Raw genomic sequence first — 20,007 nt, forward strand, 5'->3', positions numbered from 1 at the left:
ACCGCGCGCTCCTCGCCTGCACCCACTGCCAGGATCGTCGCATGCGGCGGGTTGATGACGGCGGCGAAGTCCTTGATGCCGAACATGCCAAGGTTCGACACCGCCGTGGTGCCGCCCTGATACTCTTCCGGCTTCAGCTTGCGATCGCGGGCGCGCTTGGCGAGGTCCTTCATCTCGTTGGAGATCACCGACAGCGTCTTCTGGTCGGCCTTCCTCACGATCGGCGTGATCAGCCCGCCCGGGATCGATACCGCCACCCCGACATCGGCGTGCTTGTGCTTGACCATGGCCGTTTCCGTCCACGACGCATTGGCATCCGGCACGGCGACCAGTGCCTGGGCCATCGCCTTGATGATCATGTCGTTGACCGAGAGCTTGTAGGCTGGGACATCGCCCTTTTCGGTCTTCTTCATCGGCGCAGCGGCATTGAGCTCGGAGCGCAGCTTCAAAAGTGCGTCCAGCTCGCAATCCAAGGTCAGGTAGAAATGCGGGATGGTCGACTTTGCCTCGACCAGACGCCGGGCGATGGTCTTGCGCATATTGTCGTGCGGAACAAGGTCGTAGGAGCCCTCTTCGAACAGTTTGAGCACCGCCTCGTCCGACATCGGCTTGGCAGCAGGTGCAGCAGCCGGAGCAGCGGCAGGCGCCGCAGCTGGAGCAGCCTTCGCCACGCCACCACCGGCAATCGCCGCCTCGACATCCGCCTTCACCACACGACCATGCGGGCCGGAACCGGTGATGCCCGCGACATCGACGCCGGCATCCTTGGCGATGCGGCGGGCAAGCGGCGAAGCGAAGGTCCGTTCGCCGGCGGCCGGCGCAGCTCCATTACCGGCCGGTTTCGGCGCAGCAGGTGCTGCGGCAGGCTCAGCCTTTGCTGCTTCAGCTTTAGGGGCCTCCGCCTTTGCTTCGGCCTTGGGAGTCTCTGCTTTGGTAGGCGCAGCTTCGCCGCCCTTGGCGGCAGCGTTTGCATCCTCACCTTCGGCAGCCAGAACGGCGATCACGGCATTGACCTTGACGCCTTCGGTGCCGGCCGGGACGATCAGCTTGGCGACGGTGCCTTCGTCAACCGCCTCGACTTCCATTGTCGCCTTGTCGGTCTCGATTTCCGCGATCACGTCTCCCGGCGAAACCTTATCGCCTTCCTTGACCAGCCATTTGGCGAGATTGCCCTCTTCCATGGTTGGCGAGAGGGCCGGCATGGTAATGTTGATCGGCATGTTGTCCTCCCGGCCAGATCAGCGATAGGTGACGGCTTTCACCGCCTCGATCACTTCCGCGACATTGGGCAGCGCCAGCTTTTCAAGGTTGGCCGCGTAAGGCATCGGCACATCCTTGCCAGCGATGGTGATGACCGGCGCATCGAGATAGTCGAAAGCCTGGCGCGATACCTGGTTGGCGATGAAATCGCCGACCGAGGACTGCGGGAAGCCCTCTTCCACCGTGACCAGACGATTGGTCTTCTTCACCGAGGCGATGATCGTGTCGAGGTCCATCGGCCGGATGGTCCTCAGATCGATGATTTCGGCATCTATCCCCAGCTTCGCAAGTTCCGCCTCGGCCTTGACCGCATAGGTCATGCCAATGCCCCACGAGACGATGGTGACATCCTTGCCGGCCTTGTGGATGCGTGCCTTGCCGATGGGCAGAACAAAATCATCCAGCTTCGGCACATCGAAGGAGTGGCCGTAGAGGATCTCGTTTTCGAGGAAGATGACCGGGTTCGGATCGCGGATCGCCGCTTTGAGCAGGCCTTTCGCGTCAGCCGCGCTGTAGGGCTGCACGACCTTGAGGCCGGGAATGTGGCTGTACCAGGCACCATAGTCCTGGCTGTGCTGCGCCGCAACGCGGGCTGCCGCGCCGTTCGGGCCACGGAACACGATCGGAGCGCCCATCTGGCCACCGGACATATAAAGCGTCTTCGCCGCCGAATTGACGATCTGGTCGATCGCCTGCATAGCGAAGTTGAAGGTCATGAACTCGACGATCGGCTTCAGGCCGGTCATGGCGGCACCGACACCGACGCCGGCAAAACCATGCTCGGTGATCGGCGTATCGACGACGCGTTGCGGGCCGAATTCCTGCAGCAGGCCCTGGGTGATCTTGTAGGCACCCTGGTACTCGGCGACTTCCTCGCCCATGACGAAGACATCCGCGTCGCGGCGCATTTCCTCGGCCATGGCGTCGCGCAACGCTTCGCGCACGGTGGTCGAGACCATTTCGGTCCCGGCCGGAACATCGGGATCGGCGGCCACTTCGGACTTGGGGGCGGCGGCTACGGGAGCAGCGGCGGCAGGCTTTTCAGCCGGCGCGGGCTCTGCAGCGGCAGGCGCCTCGGTCTTCGCCGGAGCGGCAGCCTTCCCGATATCGCCGGCGCTTTCGCCTTCCTGCAAAAGGACCGCTATCGGCGTGTTGACCTTGACGCCTTCCGAACCGGCGGCGATCAGGATCTTTCCAAGCGTACCTTCGTCTACGGCTTCCACTTCCATGGTCGCCTTGTCGGTCTCGATCTCGGCAATGACGTCGCCCGGGGCAACCTTGTCACCCTCGTTCTTCAGCCATTTCGACAGATTGCCCTCTTCCATGGTCGGCGAGAGCGCGGGCATGAGAATTTCGATCGGCATGGTCGCACCCTCCCCTTATACTAGAATGTCCGTCCACAGCTCGGAAACATCCGGCTCGGGATCGGTCTGCGCGAAGTCGGCGGCATCGGCAACGATGTCACGCACTTCCTTGTCGATAGCCTTGAGATCGTCCTCGCTCGCCCATTTCTTGGCCGCAAGACGTGCCTTGACCTGCTCGATGGGGTCATGCTCGGAGCGCATCTTCTGCACCTCTTCCTTGGTGCGGTATTTCGCCGGATCCGACATGGAGTGACCGCGATAGCGATAGGTCTGCATCTCGAGGATGATCGGGCCGTTGCCGGAGCGGCACCATTCGGTAGCGAGATCGCCCGCGGCCTTGACCGCACGCACATCCATGCCGTCGACCTGAATGCCAGGGATGCGGAACGACAGGCCGCGCTGCGAGAAATCGGTTTCGGCGGACGAACGCGTCACCGAGGTGCCCATGGCGTAACGGTTGTTCTCGATCACATAGATGACCGGCAGCTTCCAGAGCGCGGCCATGTTGAAGCTCTCATAGACCTGCCCCTGGTTTGCGGCACCGTCGCCGAAATAGGTCACCGAAACATTCTTGTTGCCGCGATATCGGTTGGCAAAGGCCAGTCCCGTGCCCAGCGACACCTGAGCGCCGACGATGCCGTGGCCACCGTAGAAATTCTTCTCCTTGGAGAACATGTGCATCGAGCCGCCCTTGCCCTTGGAGTAGCCCCCACGGCGTCCGGTCAGCTCTGCCATCACGCCGCGCGGGCTCATGTCCATCGCCAGCATGTGGGCGTGATCGCGATAGGCGGTTATCATTTGGTCGCCATCGATGAGAGACATCTTGAGGCCCGTAACGACCGCCTCCTGACCAATATAGAGATGGCAGAAGCCGCCGATGAAACCCATGCCATAGAGTTGGCCGGCTTTTTCCTCGAAGCGACGCATCAGGAGCATCTGGCGGTAAGCCGCGAGATCCTGCTCCTTGGTGAAGTCCAGAGGTTTGGGGGGTGTCAAATTAGGCGATTTGCCGTTGGATTTGGATTTGGCAGGCGCTTTTCTGGCGGCGGTTGCCATGCTTCACTCCCTGTTGGCGTCTCTTCGCGGACCCTAGAGTGTTTGCGTTTTTCACGGAAAACACTCTAATTCTTCGGCTCTGCGCAATTCCGAACGCAAAACCGTTGCGCACTTTTGCTGGAATTGCTCCAGGGAGATGTTTTGCGTCTCCCCACCGATTGGGAAAAGGCTAGCATGCAAGATGCCGTTACGCCATGCGGAAAAATGCATGGCTGGCATGCATGTAAGCACTTAGAAATATTGGAAATAACGCCGATTAACCGATATCGAGTTAATTGGCTTTTGACGGCAACATGATGACGACTTCATTGGCGCTCGTCACATTCAGCGCCCGCCGCGCCTGCTCGTCCAGCATATCTTTCTCGATCGAACCGTCATGCAGAAGCCTGACACGCTGCTCGATCTCCATGCGGCGCTCCTTCACCACCGCAAGCTGCTGCTGCAAGCTTGCGACCTGCTCCTGGAGCCTGGCCCTTGAATTGATGCCGAAGGCGCCATGATAGGCATGGTAGCCGAAATAGCTCAAAACGACAGCGCAGAGCGTCGGCACGATCAGCCGTCCGGCATTTGTCTGCTTATGCTGGCGTGTCCACATGGCGCGACTCCTCGTCCACCTCTTGTCGCTCGATTGTGCTTAATGGAGGGTTACGATGGCAGCCTGGATGCCGTGATAGGCGTCCGCAATGCCCCTTCCGTCTGGACGGCGCGGACACTGAGATTTTATCAAAAGACACGCTGCAGCGAGCGCGACAATTCGAAACCGGCGCCCTCGATATTGGTGCAGGTCACACCTTTGCGCGCAGAACGGCAGGTGACGGCGCCATGGCGCGCACTCTCTCCATAAGGCAACACCGGATAGTCATCGGCGATGGTATCGCCCACGCACAGGTACTCGCCTTCCTTCGAACTCGCTTCGAGGCCAAAATCATGCCCCCATTCCAGCTCGCAGTCGGCCGGCCGATGCGCCAATCGGTTCGAAACCGTGGCGATGCTGCAGCGGACCGATGAGACGTCGTAGAACAGGCACTGGATATTGCCGGTCGGTGAACGGAAACCCTTTGGAGGCTCCTGTGCAAAGGCCGCCGTCTGACAGACGGCGGCCTTCGTAAGTATGATCATCCAGAGACCGACCTTTCCAGTCAGTCGCTGGCAATAGGCACTGTCCGGTCCTGCCATCAGGCCCGGAGAACCGAAGTGCCGGCATAGCGAGCCTGCTTGCCGAGCTCTTCCTCGATCCGGATCAGCTGGTTGTACTTCGCCATACGGTCGGAACGCGACAGCGAACCGGTCTTGATCTGTCCGCAATTGGTGGCAACGGCGAGATCGGCGATCGTGGAATCCTCCGTCTCACCGGAGCGGTGCGACATCACGGCGGTGTAGTTTGCCTTGTGCGCGGTCTCCACGGCCTCCAGCGTTTCGGTCAGCGAACCGATCTGATTGACCTTGACCAGGATCGAATTGGCGACACCCATCTTGATGCCGTCACGCAGACGCGCCGAATTGGTGACGAACAGATCGTCGCCGACCAGTTGCACCTTCTTGCCGATCAGGTCGGTCAGATACTTCCAGCCTTCCCAGTCGTCTTCGGCCATGCCGTCCTCGATCGAGATGATTGGATAGTCCGCCGCGAGCTTGGCCAGATACTTGGCCTGTGCCTTGGGGTCGCGGGTCTTCTTCTCGCCTTCATAGACATAGTTGCCGTCCTTGAAGAATTCGGTCGCTGCGCAATCCAGTGCCAGCGCGACGTCCTGGCCAGGCTTGAAGCCGGCCTTCTCGATGGAGGCCATGACAAAGTCGAGTGCCAGTGGAGCGCTCTTCAGGTTCGGCGCGAAACCGCCCTCATCGCCGACATTGGTGTTGTGGCCGGCCTCCTTGAGGCCTTTCTTCAGCGTGTGGAAGATTTCGGAGCCCCAGCGCACGGCGTCGCGCAGCGTCGGCGCGCCGACCGGCATGATCATGAATTCCTGGAAATCGATCGGATTGTCGGCATGCGCGCCGCCGTTGATGATGTTCATCATCGGTACCGGCAATACGCGGGCGTTGGGGCCGCCGACATAACGATAGAGCGGCAGGCCGGACGCCTCGGCCGCAGCCTTGGCGACAGCCAGCGAAACACCGAGGATGGCGTTGGCGCCGAGCCGGCTCTTGTTGGCGGTACCGTCCAGTTCGATCATGGTCTGGTCGATCTGGATCTGGTGTTCGGCCTCCATGCCGCCGATCGCCTCGAATATCTCGCCATTGACGGCCTCGACAGCGTGCTCCACGCCCTTGCCGAGATATCGCGGACCGCCGTCCCGCAATTCAACCGCTTCATGAGCGCCGGTGGAGGCACCGGAAGGCACGGCGGCGCGACCCATCGAGCCGTCTTCGAGAACGACGTCGACCTCGACTGTCGGGTTGCCGCGGCTGTCGAGGATTTCACGGCCAACTATGTCGATGATGGCGGTCATTTGAGGCTCCTGCTTGGGATGGGGACGATGCGCAAGGTGCATCGGCGGGGTGACGCTGCGCAAACTCAATAGCCAAAGCCTCGCGAAACGCAACGCACAGAAGACCAGTTTTCGCCCTTTCTCAGGCGGCAGGCTTCACCGTCGCGTTGAATTTGCCCATCAGGTAGGGCCCGGACTGGACCGGCTGGTAGCGTGGCGCCTCCCCTGGCTCCAGACAGGTATCGATACACGAGATCTCCTGATGCCAGTTTGGTTGGTGGAAGAAGGCGAGCGACTGGCGTCGCGACGATTTCATCGCGCCAATGTCCGGATTGACGACCCGGTGCAGCGTCGACACCCAGCGGTCGTTCGTCCAAAGCGCCATCAGGTCGCCGATGTTGATGACGAAGGCGCCTTCCACGGGCGGCACTTCACGCCAATCGCCCTCCGGAGTGAATATCTGCAAGCCACCGGAGCCTGGCTGCGGCAAAAGGATGGTCAGACTGCCATAGTCGGTATGCGCGCCGGCACGCAGTTGACCGGCAAGCGGCGGCGTATCTGTCTCAGGATAGTTCAGCGCCCGCAAGGCGCTGATCGGCCGATCGATCATCGGCTGGAAATAGTCTTCCGGCAAGTCGAGCGCGACCGCGAAGACCCGCATGATGCGTGCGGCAAGATCTTCCATCGCGGCGTAGTATGCCTTCCAGGCATCGGCAAAACCGTCGGGCGCCTCCGGCCAGATCGTTTCAGCATAACAGAATGCGAGTGCCTGCGGATCGGTCAGCCCTTCCGGAACCGAAAGCGGACCGCCGTTGAAACTCTCCTTGAGATCCGGCGGCGTATCGGCACCCTTGGATTTGGCCAAGGCTTCGGCCCCATGGCCGAGATAGCCATAGGGGTAGCCCGGATAGGGCGCCCTCACTCTGTCCTTGAGTTCGGGAGGCTGGTCGAAGAAGGCCATCGCCTTTGACCACACGCCGTCAATCACGAACTGCGGCACCGAATGCCCGCTGATTGCCAGGAAACCTGTCGCGCGGCAAATCGCATCAACCTCACGGCCGAGCGCCTTGCGGCCGGCGGCATCCGCCTGTTCGAAACGGGAAAGATCGAAAACCGGAAACGCCGCAACCATTTTCCACTCCCATCGGATTTTGGTTCCAGTGTGAGCATAACTTTCGTGGGAGTTGCTTCAACGACGAAGCGTTGTTCCAGCCAGCCGCACCAGGCTGTGAACCCAAAATTCGGCATGAGCCAGGCCCTTGACTTAGAGCGTACTCTAACCCGTAGCTTTCTGTGCGTCGTGACGAACGAGGGCATTGATGAAGATTGGCGAGCTGGCGAAGCGTTCGGGACTGTCTGCCTACACCATCCGCTACTATGAGCGGATCGGGCTGCTTCCCCATGCCGACAGGGACCAATCGGGCCAACGTGACTACGACGCATCGATCCTGACCTGGATAGAATTTCTCGATCGTCTCAAAACGACTGGGATGCCTATTCGGGAAATGCTGCGTTACGCAGCCTTGCGGGAGCGCGGCGTCAACACGGAAGCAGAGCGCGGCGCGTTGCTCGATCAGCACCGCGAGCGTGTCCGTGCACATGTGGCCAAACTGCAAGCCTGCCTTCTAGTCCTCGACAACAAGATCGCCGGATATGCCGGCGTGGAACAGAGGATGAAAGACTATGACGCATCAATCCCCGAACATCAGCGAAAGCCGGCTGGAACGCGGCAAGCGGGCGCTCGCTGAAATCGACGGCGAAGCGGGCCACAATGTCATTGCCGCGCTGGCTGACATTGCTCCCGACTTCGCAAACTATGTGTTCGAGTTCTCGTTTGGCGACATTTACAGCCGGCCCGGCCTCGATCTGCGCGCCCGTGAGATCGCGACCATCGCAGCGCTGACGGCGATGGGAACCGCGACCCCGCAACTGAAGATCCATATCGAGGCAGGACTGAATGTCGGGTTGACCAAGGCCGAAATCACCGAAACCATCATCCAGATGGCGGTTTATGCCGGCTTTCCTGCGGCGCTCAACGGGCTGTTTGCGGCCAAGGAAGTCTTCGCCGCCCGGTTCCCCGTCCATCAGGGGGAAACGGCATGATCAACCTTCTCGCTCCCTGACCTGCGCGCTCTTGCTCTCTCCGCGACCGGAATAGCCGCCCATTCTGATGGCGCGGTCCACGGATCAAATTGGGGGGACGGCACGGTCGAGCGGATCACTCAAGACGGGATGCGCTCGACCGTGCTGAAGGGGTCACCCCTCCTGCCGGCATCGCTATCGACGCCATGGGGCGCTACTGCTCAGGCGACCATATCGTTCGCGTCGCCCCGGATACGGACGGCTGCGCACTGATTGGTCCAATGCCTAGTCCGCGAGAATGAAGGTGACCTTCATGTTGACGCGGTAGGCAACGATCTTGCCGCCCTCGACCACGATCTTCTGGTCCTGGATCCAGGCACCTTCGACATTCTTGAGGGTCTTGGCGGCGCGCTCGATGCCTTTCTCGATGGCATCCTGGAAGCTTTTCTTGGAGGAAGCGGTGATCTCGGTAACGCGGGCGACGGACATGTCCTACTCCTGACGACGAGCCAATTTGCCCGGCGAGCCTACAACCGGGCAACACCCCCTGCAATCGAAGATAGTCTCGCTGCTCTCCCTGCGATCAAGCTTTGGCCACCTTGTCGAACGCCATCAGCCGTTCCAGCAGCGCCGGCATGTCCTTGAACGGCACCATGTTGGGTCCATCCGACGATGTCGAATTATCGGGGTCTTCATGCGTTTCGATGAACACCCCGGCCACACCCACGGCCACTGCCGCACGCGCCAGTGTTTCCACGAAGCGGCGCTCGCCGCCCGAAGTGGCCCCTTGCCCACCCGGCTGTTGCACGGAGTGGGTGGCATCGAAGATCACCGGCGCGCCGATGTCGGCCATGATCGGCAAGGCCCGCATGTCGGAAACCAGCGTGTTGTAACCGAACGAGGCTCCGCGCTCCGTCACCAGTACGTTCGGGTTGCCTGAATCGGTGAGCTTGGTCACCACGTTCTTCATGTCCCAGGGAGCAAGGAATTGCCCCTTCTTCACATTGACGACCTTGCCGGTCCTGGCGGCGGCAACGAGCAGATCGGTCTGCCGCGACAGGAATGCCGGGACCTGCAGCACGTCGACATGCGGCGCCACGATCGCGCATTGTTCTTCTGTGTGGATATCCGTCAGGATCGTCACGCCAAGTTCCCTGCGCAAGTCCGAGAAGACCGGCAACGCTGCTTCCAGCCCGGCGCCACGTGTGCTGCTCAGCGAACTGCGATTGGCCTTGTCGAACGAGGACTTGTAGACAAAGCCGATACCCAGCTTTCCCGTCAGTTCTTTCAACGCACCCGCCATATCGAAGGCATGCTGGCGCGATTCGAACTGGCATGGCCCGGCGATCAGCGACAGCGGCGCATCATTGGCGAACAACGTCTGGCCGACAGTCACCTTGGCATTGGGTTTGGTCATTTCACATCCTCGAAGATGAAGGCTGCACCCTGGCCCGGTGCGGGCGGCACGACAAGCCGGCCGTCCCGCAGATGGTGCGTGATGCCGGCGGAAACAAGCAGACGTTCGGTCCCTCTAGGGTCGGCCACGGAAAAGATCACAGCGACGAAACGAAGTGCGGTGCGCCCACCGGCGGCAATCCCGAACTCGGTCTCCAGTTCCTCCGGCCGCATCACCGCCACATCCGCGTTTGGCAACACCAACCGGCCATTTGGCAAAGCCGACACATGGCTGCCGCCAGCAGCCTTGGCCAGAAGAGCTTGCTGCCCAGCCGGATCGTCGCTGACAGCCGCGATGCACCGTATGGCAATTGCACCATTGGCATGAACTTGCAGGGTCGCACGATCCACGTTCGGTGCATTGATCCTCTGGCAAGTGAAGACGAAGGCGTCGGGGGTGTCACGACCGGACGCGAAGGCAAGCCTGAACGAAACAGTATCGCTCTTGCCGGAGCGATCGGTGAAAGGACGTGAGAAATCGAGCTTTTCGCCCGCCGAAATGCCAGCCTCGACATAGGCTCGGTGATCGGTGTCGGCATCTTCTGTACCGAAGACGATTGCTGAAAACCCTTCGGCACCATGATCCTCGCGATAGGTATGATCCCGAGCAACGAAGACATTGCCGGCCATGATCGCCTGCGCCGCCACTTCTGCATCGCCGACCGCAAGCGGCTCCAGGAAAGTACCGTCGGCAAGGTACACGCAGCAGTTTTCGGTACCGAATGGATGAACGCCACGCGGAGCCACTGTGAACCCCAGCGCCGTGAGACGCGCCTCGGCACTTTCGAGCGAGGCTGTCGGCAAGACGATATGATCAAGCGGATGGATTGGTCGCTGCATGTTGGCGGCGGTGTGCATCATTCCGGCTGCCGGTTCAAGAAAAATGGCTCTTCAGGCGCGCCACTGTCCCCTGCCACGATCCTGCGTCAGCCGCGTGACGCTCGCAGACAAATGCGCCGTTGACACACGGAATATCGACTCACTTCCTTTTTGGGCCGATCCGCTAAATCGTCCGGCGAGAAGCCTTTTTCTTGTTGAATATCTTTTTTGGGAAAACCCGCAAATCGGTTTCTTCCCCTTCCCCAACGGCAGGCATAATCTTCCTGCCCAAAAAATAAGGTCATCAGAGGGGAATTGCTATGACCATACCTGGTGCGTCACCCAATCTCTACAATGAGGACCTGGCACCTGCCAAGGTTCGCAACTGGGGACCGTTTTCTATCTTCAACGTGTGGACGTCTGACGTCCACAGCCTGTGGGGCTATTATCTGGCCGCCAGCCTGTTTCTGTTCTGTGGCGGCTTCTTCAATTTCATCGTCGCCATCGGCATCGGCTCGCTCATCATCTATGCGCTGATGAACATGGTCGGTTATGCCGGGGTCAAGACTGGCGTGCCCTACCCGGTGCTCGCCCGTGCTTCCTTCGGCATCTGGGGCGCCAACATACCGGCGCTGGTGCGGGCCATAGTCGCCTGTTTCTGGTACGGCGCGCAGACGGCCGCAGCTTCCGGCGCCATCGTGGCGCTGCTTGTCCGCAACGAAAGCATGCTCGCATTCCACCAGAACAGCCACATGCTCGGCCATTCGACGTTGGAGGTGATCTGTTTTGTGGTGATCTGGGCGCTGCAGCTGCTCATCATCCAGAAGGGCATGGAAACGGTGCGTCGGTTCCAGGACTGGGCCGGGCCTGCGGTTTGGGTGATGATGCTGATCCTGGCCGTCTATCTCTGTGTAAAGTCGGGTAAATTCGCCTTCACGAGCGACATCCCGCTGGATGTGTTGCGCGAAAAAACCAAGGACGCCGGCATTCCGGGCGATCCAGGCTCATGGACGGCGCTTTTTGGCGTCGCCGCCATCTGGGTCACCTATTTCTCGGCGCTTTATCTGAATTTCTGCGACTTCGCTCGCTATGCGCCCGATAAGGCAGCCTTGCGCAAGGGCAACATCTGGGGCCTGCCGGTCAATCTCATCCTGTTCTCGCTGGTTGCCGGTGTAACCACCATCGCGGCATACGATGTCTACGGCGAGGTGCTTTTGCATCCCGACCAGATCTCGGCCAAGTTCGACAGCTGGTTCCTGGCGCTGCTGGCGGCACTGACCTTCGCTGTGGCCACGCTCGGTATCAATGTGGTGGCGAATTTCGTTTCACCGGCCTTCGACTTCGCCAATGTCTTTCCGAAGCAGATCGACTTCAAGAAAGGCGGCTACATCGCGGCCTTGATTGCCCTTGTGCTCTACCCGTTCGCGCCCTGGGAAGGCAGCGCGGCGTCCTTTGTGGGCATTATCGGCGCCACCATGGGTCCGATCTTCGGTGTGATGATGGTGGATTACTACCTGATCCGCAAAGGCGAGGTCGACGTCGATGCGCTTTACCGCGAAGACGGCGAGTTCCGGTTCCAGAACGGCTGGCATGTGAATGCCTTCGTCGCCGCAGGCATCGGCGCCATTTTCTCGTCGATCCTGCCCAATTTCACCAACTGGCTGCCGACGTGGTGGGGTGTCTATGGCTGGTTCTTCGGCGTCGCGATCGCCAGCATCCTCTACTACATCCTGCGCTCCGCCTCGGTCCGCGTACCGGCAAGGGCCTGACGCATTTGCGGGGGCGCGTTCGCAAGGCGCGCCCCGTCCTTCCAAACCAATAGTGATCGTAACTACGCTCTTACCATCTCGGCCAGCTTGCGCACCGTGTTCCAGTTGCGCGAGGTTCCGATACCAAGCCGCTTGTGGCCGACAGCAGTGAGCAGGCGCGAATTGGGCCTCTCGCGCGAAAAGACGATCCAGATGTCGCCATTCACCAACGCGATCTTTTCGTCTGGTGCCGCATAAGGCTTCAACGTCTCGAGTGCAGCTTCCGGCACCGGCTGGCGCATGACACGCACAGCCACCTGATCCGCCGTCTCGGCGGACTCTTTCGGAAATGGGTTGCTTGCCGCAAATGCCGGCCAGGCGGCCGCATCGCGAACAATGATGTCGACATGCCGACCAAAGGCGCTAGGAAATGCAGCCTCCAGCCGGCTCTCCAGTTCGCCTATCGGCACTTCCGGTGCGTCGAACACCAGGTTGCCGCTGGCGGCGAGCGTGCGCGTATTGCTGAACCCCAGCCCCTCGGCCATGGCCTTGAGATCGGCCATCACGACGCGACGCTGGGGCGTCAGCACAATGGAATAGAGCAGCGCAATATAGGTCCGCACCGCCCTGCCTTGCCTTATACCATCCGGCTCTGTTCGACCGCTGCCTCGATGAAGGAAGCAAACAGCGGATGTGGATCCAGCGGACGGCTCTTCAGCTCCGGATGGTACTGCACGCCGATGAACCAGGGATGGTCTGGATATTCGACCGTCTCGGGCAGCACGCCATCGGGAGACATGCCCGCAAAGACCAGCCCGCAATCTTCCAACCGCTGCTTGTAGTCAATGTTGACCTCATAGCGATGGCGATGACGTTCGGAAATCTCCGTATCGCCATAGATCGCGGCGATCTTGGAGCCGGATGCCAGCCGTGAATCGTAGGCGCCGAGCCGCATGGTGCCGCCGAGATCGCCGGCCGCCTGCCGCTTCTCCAGCATGTTGCCCTTCAACCACTCCGTCATCAGGCCGACGACCGGTTCCTTGGTCGCACCGAATTCCGTCGACGAGGCATTTTCGATGCCTGCAAGCGAACGAGCCGCCTCGATACAGGCCATCTGCATGCCAAAACAAATGCCGAAATACGGCACCTTGCGCTCACGGGCGAATTTGGCGGCCAGGATCTTGCCTTCCGAGCCCCGCTCCCCAAAGCCGCCAGGCACCAGGATGCCATGCACCTTTTCCAGGAACGGCGCCGGGTCCTCCTTCTCGAAGACCTCGCTTTCGATCCAGTCGAGCTTGACCTTGACGCGATTGGCCATACCGCCATGCGACAGCGCCTCGATCAGCGACTTATAGGCGTCCTTGAGGCCGGTATATTTGCCGACGATGGCGATGGTGACTTCGCCTTCCGGATTGTGGATGCGTTCCGCCACACCCTGCCACGGCTCCATGCGCGGCTTCGGCGCCGGCTCGATCCCGAAGGCGGCGAGCACTTCCGTGTCCAGCCCTTCGTTGTGATAGGCCATTGGCACGTCGTAGATATGTCCGACGTCCAGCGCCTGGATGACGGCCGATTCGCGCACATTGCAGAACAGCGACAGCTTGCGGCGCTCTTCCTTGGGGATCGCGCGATCGGCGCGCACGAGCAGGATGTCGGGCGCAATGCCGATGGAACGCAGTTCCTTGACCGAGTGCTGCGTCGGTTTGGTCTTCAGCTCGCCAGCTGCCGGGATATAGGGCATCAGCGTCAGATGCACATAGACGGCATTGTTGCGCGGCAGGTCGTTGCCGAGCTGACGGATAGCCTCCAGGAACGGCATCGCTTCGATGTCGCCCACCGTGCCGCCGATCTCGCACAGCACGAAGTCGTAGTCGTCATTGCCGTCGAGGACGAAATTCTTGATCTCGTCGGTGACGTGCGGAATGACCTGCACGGTAGCGCCAAGGTAATCGCCGCGCCGTTCGCGCTCGATGATGTTCTTGTAGATGCGGCCGGTGGTGATGTTGTCGTTCTGGTTGGCCGAACGCCCTGTGAAACGCTCATAATGGCCAAGATCGAGATCGGTCTCGGCACCGTCGTCGGTCACGAACACTTCGCCGTGTTGATAAGGCGACATCGTGCCGGGATCGACGTTGAGATACGGATCGAGTTTTTTGATGCGCGCGCGGTAACCGCGCGCCTGCAACAGGGCTCCGAGAGCCGCTGCGGCTATGCCTTTTCCAAGGGAAGAAACCACGCCGCCGGTGATGAATACATATCGCGCCATGGGAACCATCGCTTAGCGCGGCCTGATCGATTCCGCCAGTGGAAAAACCGCCGCGCGTGGTTTTTCCCGGAAGTACTAACAAGGCCGGTCATGGCCAAAACAAAAGGGCCGGCTGGAGCCGGCCCTTTTGCCAATTGTTCGTATCACGTTACAGGACGACGACCTTGGTGCCCATCTTGACGCGATTGTACAGCTCGATGACGTGATCGTTGATCATGCGGAAGCAGCCGTTGGACGAGCTGGTGCCGATCGTCTGCGGAGCAATGGTGCCATGGATGCGCAGGTGCGTGTCCTTCTTGCCGTCATAAAGGTAGATTGCGCGCGCGCCGAGCGGGTTCTGGCCACCACCAGGCATGCCGTCCTTGTACTGACCGTACTTCTTCGGCTCGCGCTCCTGCATGTCCTTGGTCGGAATCCACCGCGGCCATTCCTGCTTGTCGCCGACAGTGGTGTCACCCTTGTACTGCAGACCTTCCTTGCCGACCGCGATTGCATAACGGCGGGCAGTGGACCAAGATTCGACCAGATAGAGACGGCGTTCCGCCGTATTGATGACGATGGTGCCAGGCTCATAGCCGGAGAACGTCACTTCCTGCGGCTCGTATTCGGGCTTCACCTTGAACGGCTTCTTGGCCGACTTCTTGTCCATGACAGCGTCCAGCGCACGCGTCTGCGGGAGCATGGCCATCGAGGATGAACCGGAGTTGCCGCCGAAAAGTCCCGCGAACAGGCCAGTATTGGTCCGCGGACGGACTTCACCGGCACGTGGCTCGCTGCGCAACTCACCATTGTTGCCGTTCGCAACAACATCCACGGCCTCGGCCGGGAGCGGCTCTTCAACAACTGCGGGAACAGGCTCGACCGGCTTGGCCAGCTCAAGCTTAGCCAGTTTCTTGGCCTGCTTGGCATCTTCAGCGGGCTCCGCCGACTGGATGACCGGCTTCTGGCCCTTCTTGGCCAGAAATTCCTCGCGAGCAGCCTCAGCCTTGGCCCTCGCTGCTTCGCGCATCGCCATCTTGCGTGCTTCGATCGCCTTTTCCTTGGCGAGTTCGCGCTCGATCTTGACCTGCTTTTCCAACTCCTGGATGCGAGCGAGGTCGGCCTCGGTCGGTTTCTTTTTCTTCTTGAGCTGTTTCAGCTCGACAGCCGCGCTCTTTGTCTTGGCGGTGTCGGCTTTGGTTGCCTTGGGGTTGGCGGGTGCCGCCGCATAGGCAGGCGCACCGATGGTGAGCGCGGCACAAAGGCCGGCGAGAATGAAACTGCGAAGCCGCATGGCGAAGTTCCGTCCAGAAGAATCGTGTTGCCCACGGCAACAGCCGGCGCCCTCAAGGCGCCCCAATTGCCGCAATTTCGCTATAATCGAATAGGCTGCGGCGGCTCAAGCGCCTTTGCCATGGTGCAAGATCGAATCTTCGTGATGGCACCGCATTTGCAGCAACTGTGTTCCAGGAACAACAGGTAATAATGTTACTGTGCCATTGGGGGCTGTTACTTGCTTGGCGATTGCGCCCAAACGGGACAATCGTTGAAACCGTGCCCGCCAAGGCGATTATGGAGGATCTTCATGTCCACAATTGCCGATGTCATGGCCGAACTCGCTGCTCTGGAAAACCCGAAAATGCGGGCAGCCAATGAGGAGCGCGGCGACGATCACGGCGTCAACCTGTCTGCCTTGCGCGGGATCGCCAAGCGGCTGAAGGTCCAGAACGAGCTGGCAAAAGAGCTTTGGGCTACAGGCAATACGGCTGCGCAACTATTGGCAACATTGATTGCGAGGCCAAAAGCCTTCTCTGCCAAAGAACTCGACTCGATGATCCGCCACATTCACGCGCCAAAGCTTCTGGACTGGTTCGTTGTCAATCTCGTCAAGCCCGGTAAGCATGCGGAAGAGCTGCGGCTGAGCTGGAAAGACGATACGGATCTGGTCGGGCGGGCTGGCTGGAGTCTGACGACCGACCGCGTGATCAAAAATGACGATGGATTGAACATCGTCGGCCTGCTCGACCAGATCGAGCAGGAGATGAAGGACGCGCCCGGACCCAAGCAGTGGTCGATGAATCATTGCCTTGCCGAAATTGGCATCCGTCAGCCTAGGCATCGTGTCCGCGCCATCGGTATCGGCGAGAAGCTCAAGGTTTTGATCGACTATCCTGCCTCGCCCGGCTGCACGCCCCCATACGCCCCCATCTGGATTGCCGAGATGGTGCGGCGCCATGAGGGCTGACTTAGCCGAGTTTCCCTTGTTTGCTGGCGACTTTGCGTCAAGCGCAATCACTTTGTGAGTTAGGCATTTGACTTGATGCTGGCGGAAGGACCGTCTAGTCAACGCATCATGACGGTATCCTCGATCGGAGGTTCCATGGCATTTTGGTTGGGAAATGCCATTGGATTGGTTATCGCTTATCTCCTTGGTTCCATCCCCACAGGATACCTGGCGGGTCAACTGCTTCGGGGTCTCGATATCCGGGAGCATGGCTCCAAATCCACCGGGGCAACCAACGTGCTGCGAACTCTGGGCAAATGGCCAGCGTTGGTGGTTCTTCTCATAGATGTGTTGAAGGGTGTGGCTGCAATCGTCTTTGCCCGCTGGTTTTACGCCTGGCTCCTTCCGCAAGCGCCCTTCCCGTCATCGACAGCAATTGATGTCCACGCCTTGTTGCCATGGGCTGTGTGCTTATCGGGACTGGCGGTGCTGTTGGGGCATGGACGTTCGATCTGGTTGAACTTTACAGGTGGGAAATCCGCCGCCACGGGACTTGGTGTCTTGTTGGCGATATCTCTGCCCGTGGGTCTAGGCGCCTTGGCTGTTTGGAGCGTCGTTCTGGCTATTTTTCGGATCGTTTCCCTCAGCTCGATATTGGCCGCATTGACTGCAGTCGTACTCGTCTTCTGTTTCGAGCTACCGCTGCCCTACCGATTGCTGGTGATCGCGGGGGGCATGTACGTGATTGTGCGTCATCGCGCCAATATCCTCCGGCTTTTTTCCGGGTCGGAACCGCGGCTGGGGCAGAGTGGCTCGGGACCGAAAGCGGCCTAGTAGATTTGTAAAAGTGGCTCTCATTATGACGGGGCAGGCCCGTCCGCTGCCATTGGCAATTCTTTACTTCAAGCGCTCGGTGAGGGTGATCGAAACCCGGTCGCCGGCGCGCTTGCCGATCATCTTCAGCAGATCTGCCTTGAGTGGCAGTTTGTGATTGCCATCGCCAAGCGCCATGAAGGAACTCTGGAACGCGACACCGTCAACGGCTGCACGAACCTTCACCAGCCCTCTCGTTCCAAAGAATTCGGCCGAATATGGCCAGATGACGTAGGTCCAGCCGCCCGCAGCCGGGCTTTTCAATATCTGCGCGTCAAAGGATGCGTCGAGAAATTCTGCCATCTTTCGTCTCCTGAATGATCTCATCAAGGACGCAGCATGGACAGTCATTCCGACACGGTGGACAGATTTTCCGGTAACGAATTGCGCGGAGGCCTGCCGCCTCGACTTAATTGGCCGGTTCGGTTTCGCCGCCGTTTTCGGCCCAATCCTTGAAGCCGCCGAGGTTATAGACCTTCTGGTAGCCCATATCCTTGAGCAGCTTGCCGCTCAACGCCGAGCGGCCACCGGAGGCGCAATAGAGGATGACCGGGCGATCTTTACGCAGCTCGGCATTGTGGTAGGGCGTGTCCGCATCTGCGCGGAATTCCAGCATGCCGCGGGAGATGTTGATGGCGCCCTTCACCTTGCCGCTGGCCTGAACTTCGGGAGCGTCGCGTACGTCGACGACCAGGGCATTTTCGCCGGCAATCAATTTTCGGGCTTCATCCGCCGTGATCTTCGGCACCACCGCATTCGCGGCCGCCATCATGTCTTTGACGTTGCTCGGCATCTCTGTCTCCTTCCGTCTCCCTGATCTCAGGAAAGCCTAATGAACCCCGGAGGCCGCGGATAGATGCTCGAAAGGCTTACGCCTCGTGGACAGTCGCTACCAAATAAAACGCCCGCCAGACCGGTGTGTCTGGCGGGCGCTCGTGAGTAGGAGTTACGAGGCGGAGAGCCTACTGGTTTGGAACCTGCGGCTGGGCAGGTTGCTGCGTTGCCGGAGCCGTCGTGCCGTTGGCCGCAGGAGCAGCGGTGCCGTTGGCGGGTGCCGCAGGCTGCGTCGATTGCGGCTTGGTCGCAGCATCACCCGAAGGCGGGGTCTGGTTGCCAGCCGGAGCAGCCGGCGTCACATTGCCTGGAAGCTGGTCGAGCACACCCTTGCCGCCGGTCTGCGACTGCGAAGCTGGTGCGCGATCAAGGAAATCCGTTGCGCCCGGGCTATAGCGGGCAACGATCGACAGGATCAGCGAAGTAGCGAAAAACGCCGCCGCCAGGATCGCGGTTGCACGGGTCAACGCATTGGCGGCACCACGTGCGGTCATGAATCCGGAACCGCCGCCGATGCCGAGGCCGCCACCTTCCGAGCGTTGCAGAAGCACCACGCCGACAAGCGCGAGCACGATCATGAGATGGATGACGATCAGGACGGTTTGCATTGTCTACCTTGGCAAAACTGGCGCGGACACCAGTGGCGACCGGTGAACAGGTGGCGGCTCATACAATGCTTTCGTGGCATTTCCAAGCCCGGCACCCGAATATGGGGAGCGGGGTTGTCATTGCAACCGCCGCCCCTGCCCTCAAAGGCTGAGATAGGCCTCGGCGATGCTGAGAAAATCGGTCGCCTTCAAGCTGGCGCCACCGACCAGCGCGCCGTCGACATTGGCGACACCCAACAACTCGACTGCATTGGATGGCTTGACCGAACCGCCATATAGAATGCGGACCTTGCCCGCTTCTGCAGCCCCGAGTTTTTCGGCGAGTTTGGCGCGGATATGCGCATGTGCTTGCGCCACATCGGCGGTGGTCGGCGTCAAACCGGTGCCGATCGCCCAGACCGGCTCATAGGCCAGGACCGTGCTGACGGCTGTCGCATTTGCGGGCACCGAACCGGCGATCTGGCGCGACAGAACGTCGAGCGTAGCGCCCTGCTCACGCTGTTCCCGGGTCTCGCCGATGCAGATGATGGCGACGATCCCGGCGCGCCAGGCGGCTTGCGCCTTGGCATGGACAGCCGCATCGTCCTCGCCATGGTCGGTGCGACGCTCGGAATGACCGACGATGACGTGGCTGGCGCCGGCGTCCTTCAGCATCTCCGCCGAGATGTCACCAGTGTGCGCGCCACTCTCCTTGGCGTGACAGTCCTCGCCGCCAGCCTTGACTGGCGTGCCCGCGAGCACTTCTGCGGCGCGCGACAGCAGGGTCGCCGGGACACAGACTAGCGCATCCGCTTTCGCGTTGAGGGCGCCCATGAAGCCATGGCCGATTGAACGCAGTTCGCCAAGCGAAGCGCCGGTTCCGTTCATCTTCCAGTTGCCTGCCACGAGGGGACGTATGTCTGGCGTCATTCTGCGGTTCTCCGATCGTTCTGTCGGGCCTTCCCTATCAAAAACAGACCACAAAGCAATCGACAGTAGGCTTGAAGGACGCTATTGCGCTTGGCTTACTT

22 protein-coding genes are annotated in these 20,007 nt (G+C 60.4%); 5 read left to right on the forward strand and 17 right to left on the reverse strand.

What is annotated here, in order from left to right; all coding sequences use genetic code 11:
- The 7 genes from AO692_RS14955 to AO692_RS14985 all read right to left on the reverse strand — a co-directional run.
- The coding region (locus tag AO692_RS14955; protein WP_054310849.1) for a pyruvate dehydrogenase complex dihydrolipoamide acetyltransferase at positions 1–1,220 on the reverse strand (1,220 nt) is incomplete at its 3' end.
- A gap of 18 nt (positions 1,221–1,238) precedes the next feature.
- Positions 1,239–2,624: a pyruvate dehydrogenase complex E1 component subunit beta gene (locus tag AO692_RS14960; RefSeq protein WP_054310850.1), complete on the reverse strand. Its 1,386-nt coding sequence runs from the start codon at positions 2,622–2,624 to the stop codon at positions 1,239–1,241.
- A gap of 15 nt (positions 2,625–2,639) precedes the next feature.
- Positions 2,640–3,680, reverse strand: coding sequence for a pyruvate dehydrogenase (acetyl-transferring) E1 component subunit alpha (gene pdhA, locus AO692_RS14965; protein WP_054310851.1), 1,041 nt, complete (start codon positions 3,678–3,680; stop codon positions 2,640–2,642).
- A gap of 271 nt (positions 3,681–3,951) precedes the next feature.
- The gene (locus AO692_RS14970; protein WP_054310852.1) at positions 3,952–4,275 is read right to left on the reverse strand and encodes a septum formation initiator family protein; all 324 of its coding nucleotides are present in this window, start codon (positions 4,273–4,275) and stop codon (positions 3,952–3,954) included.
- Positions 4,276–4,403: 128 nt separating this feature from the next.
- Positions 4,404–4,799: a DUF6636 domain-containing protein gene (locus AO692_RS14975; protein ID WP_054310853.1), complete on the reverse strand. Its 396-nt coding sequence runs from the start codon at positions 4,797–4,799 to the stop codon at positions 4,404–4,406.
- 56 nt (positions 4,800–4,855) lie between these two features.
- Positions 4,856–6,130: a phosphopyruvate hydratase gene (gene eno / locus AO692_RS14980; protein WP_054310854.1), complete on the reverse strand. Its 1,275-nt coding sequence runs from the start codon at positions 6,128–6,130 to the stop codon at positions 4,856–4,858.
- Positions 6,131–6,251: 121 nt separating this feature from the next.
- Complete coding sequence (locus AO692_RS14985; protein WP_054310855.1) at positions 6,252–7,241, reverse strand: 2OG-Fe(II) oxygenase family protein; 990 nt, start codon at positions 7,239–7,241, stop codon at positions 6,252–6,254.
- Between the two features lie 187 nt (positions 7,242–7,428).
- Between AO692_RS14985 and AO692_RS14990 the strand changes: the two genes are divergently transcribed.
- Both AO692_RS14990 and AO692_RS14995 read left to right on the forward strand, forming a co-directional pair.
- Complete coding sequence (locus AO692_RS14990; RefSeq protein WP_054310856.1) at positions 7,429–7,857, forward strand: MerR family transcriptional regulator; 429 nt, start codon at positions 7,429–7,431, stop codon at positions 7,855–7,857.
- Complete coding sequence (locus AO692_RS14995) at positions 7,793–8,212, forward strand: carboxymuconolactone decarboxylase family protein (RefSeq protein WP_054310857.1); 420 nt, start codon at positions 7,793–7,795, stop codon at positions 8,210–8,212. The genes AO692_RS14990 and AO692_RS14995 overlap by 65 nt, the downstream gene beginning before the upstream one ends.
- 264 nt (positions 8,213–8,476) lie before the next feature.
- Here the strand turns inward: AO692_RS14995 and AO692_RS15000 are convergent, their stop codons facing one another.
- From AO692_RS15000 to AO692_RS15010, 3 genes are all read right to left on the reverse strand, one after another.
- Positions 8,477–8,680 carry a dodecin family protein gene (locus tag AO692_RS15000; RefSeq protein ID WP_054310858.1) on the reverse strand — a complete coding sequence of 68 codons (204 nt, stop codon included), beginning with the start codon at positions 8,678–8,680 and terminating at the stop codon, positions 8,477–8,479.
- Positions 8,681–8,774: 94 nt separating this feature from the next.
- Complete coding sequence (kdsA, locus tag AO692_RS15005) at positions 8,775–9,608, reverse strand: 3-deoxy-8-phosphooctulonate synthase (protein ID WP_054310859.1); 834 nt, start codon at positions 9,606–9,608, stop codon at positions 8,775–8,777.
- Complete coding sequence (locus AO692_RS15010; protein ID WP_244483370.1) at positions 9,605–10,507, reverse strand: VOC family protein; 903 nt, start codon at positions 10,505–10,507, stop codon at positions 9,605–9,607. The genes kdsA and AO692_RS15010 overlap by 4 nt, the downstream gene beginning before the upstream one ends.
- 278 nt (positions 10,508–10,785) lie before the next feature.
- Here AO692_RS15010 and AO692_RS15015 point away from each other — a divergent pair, with 278 nt between their 5' ends.
- The gene (locus tag AO692_RS15015) at positions 10,786–12,234 is read left to right on the forward strand and encodes an NCS1 family nucleobase:cation symporter-1 (RefSeq protein ID WP_054310860.1); all 1,449 of its coding nucleotides are present in this window, start codon (positions 10,786–10,788) and stop codon (positions 12,232–12,234) included.
- 62 nt (positions 12,235–12,296) lie between these two features.
- On the opposite strand, the gene AO692_RS15020 is transcribed toward AO692_RS15015, so the two are convergent.
- From AO692_RS15020 to AO692_RS15030, 3 genes are all read right to left on the reverse strand, one after another.
- The gene (locus tag AO692_RS15020; RefSeq protein WP_054310861.1) at positions 12,297–12,836 is read right to left on the reverse strand and encodes a DUF1697 domain-containing protein; all 540 of its coding nucleotides are present in this window, start codon (positions 12,834–12,836) and stop codon (positions 12,297–12,299) included.
- Positions 12,837–12,850: 14 nt separating this feature from the next.
- Positions 12,851–14,488: a CTP synthase gene (locus AO692_RS15025; protein WP_152979848.1), complete on the reverse strand. Its 1,638-nt coding sequence runs from the start codon at positions 14,486–14,488 to the stop codon at positions 12,851–12,853.
- A gap of 139 nt (positions 14,489–14,627) precedes the next feature.
- Positions 14,628–15,752: a L,D-transpeptidase gene (locus tag AO692_RS15030; protein ID WP_054310863.1), complete on the reverse strand. Its 1,125-nt coding sequence runs from the start codon at positions 15,750–15,752 to the stop codon at positions 14,628–14,630.
- A gap of 291 nt (positions 15,753–16,043) precedes the next feature.
- Between AO692_RS15030 and AO692_RS15035 the strand changes: the two genes are divergently transcribed.
- Both AO692_RS15035 and plsY read left to right on the forward strand, forming a co-directional pair.
- Positions 16,044–16,703: a DNA alkylation repair protein gene (locus AO692_RS15035; protein ID WP_054310864.1), complete on the forward strand. Its 660-nt coding sequence runs from the start codon at positions 16,044–16,046 to the stop codon at positions 16,701–16,703.
- A 135-nt stretch (positions 16,704–16,838) separates the two neighbouring features.
- Positions 16,839–17,516, forward strand: a complete 678-nt coding sequence (plsY, locus tag AO692_RS15040) for a glycerol-3-phosphate 1-O-acyltransferase PlsY (RefSeq protein WP_054310865.1) — start codon at positions 16,839–16,841, stop codon at positions 17,514–17,516.
- Between the two features lie 63 nt (positions 17,517–17,579).
- On the opposite strand, the gene AO692_RS15045 is transcribed toward plsY, so the two are convergent.
- The 4 genes from AO692_RS15045 to tpiA form a co-directional block, all read right to left on the reverse strand.
- Entirely contained in the window at positions 17,580–17,858 is a 279-nt protein-coding gene (locus AO692_RS15045) for a DUF1905 domain-containing protein (protein WP_054310866.1), read from the reverse strand.
- Positions 17,859–17,964: 106 nt separating this feature from the next.
- Complete coding sequence (locus AO692_RS15050) at positions 17,965–18,348, reverse strand: rhodanese-like domain-containing protein (RefSeq protein ID WP_054310867.1); 384 nt, start codon at positions 18,346–18,348, stop codon at positions 17,965–17,967.
- 169 nt (positions 18,349–18,517) lie between these two features.
- Positions 18,518–18,997, reverse strand: coding sequence for a preprotein translocase subunit SecG (secG, locus tag AO692_RS15055; protein ID WP_054310868.1), 480 nt, complete (start codon positions 18,995–18,997; stop codon positions 18,518–18,520).
- Positions 18,998–19,138: 141 nt separating this feature from the next.
- On the reverse strand, positions 19,139–19,906 hold the full coding sequence (tpiA, locus tag AO692_RS15060) for a triose-phosphate isomerase (RefSeq protein ID WP_054310869.1): 768 nt from the start codon (positions 19,904–19,906) through the stop codon (positions 19,139–19,141).
- Positions 19,907–20,007 lie beyond the last annotated feature (101 nt).

Source organism: Mesorhizobium sp. 1M-11 (assembly GCF_001303895.1).
Taxonomy (GTDB): Bacteria; Pseudomonadota; Alphaproteobacteria; order Rhizobiales; family Rhizobiaceae; genus Mesorhizobium.